The organism is Streptomyces antioxidans, assembly GCF_000968685.2.
GTDB lineage: Bacteria > Actinomycetota > Actinomycetes > Streptomycetales > Streptomycetaceae > Streptomyces > Streptomyces antioxidans.
In genome coordinates this window covers 1-821 of sequence record NZ_LAKD02000154.1, presented here as the reverse complement: position 1 = coordinate 821, position 821 = coordinate 1, and the positions used below count along the sequence as shown (strand labels likewise).

Below are 821 nucleotides of genomic sequence, written 5' to 3'. Positions count from 1 at the left end.
CCGCTGAAGCCGAACGACGAGACCGCAGCCCGCCGGGGACGACCCGACTCCGGCCACTCCACCGACTCCTGCAACAACGACACCGCACCCGCAGACCAGTCCACATGCGGCGACGGCTGCTCCACATACAACGTACGCGGCAACACCCCATGCCGCATCGACATCACCACCTTGATAATGCCCGCCACACCAGCCGCAGCCTGCGTATGACCCATATTCGACTTAATCGAACCCAACAACAACGGCCGCTCAACCCCACGCTCCTGACCATAGGTGGCCATCAGCGCCTGCGCCTCAATCGGATCCCCAAGACTGGTACCCGTGCCATGCGCCTCCACCGCATCCACCTCAGACGCCGACAGACCCGCATTCGCCAACGCCTGACGAATCACCCGCTGCTGCGACGGACCATTCGGCGCCGTCAACCCATTCGACGCACCATCCTGATTAATCGCACTACCACGCACCACCGCCAACACCGGATGCCCATTCCGCCGCGCATCCGACAACCGCTCCACCAACAGCATCCCCGCACCCTCAGACCACCCCGTACCATCCGCATCCACCGAAAACGCCTTGCACCGCCCATCAACAGCCAACCCCCGCTGCCGACTGAACTCCACAAACGCCGCCGGAGTCGCCATCACCGTCACACCACCGGCCAACGCCAACGAGCACTCACCCGCCCGCAACGCCTGCACCGCCAGATGCAACGCCACCAACGACGACGAACACGCCGTATCCACCGTAATCGTCGGCCCCTCAAGACCAAACGTGTACGCCAACCGCCCCGAAATCACACTCGCCGCATTACCCGTACC

General features: G+C 63.8%; 1 protein-coding gene. It reads right to left on the bottom strand.

Going from position 1 to position 821, the window contains the following annotated elements:
* Positions 1 to 821, bottom strand: an 821-nt coding sequence (locus VT50_RS36950; protein ID WP_143645343.1) for a beta-ketoacyl synthase N-terminal-like domain-containing protein, incomplete at both ends; no start/stop codon positions are given.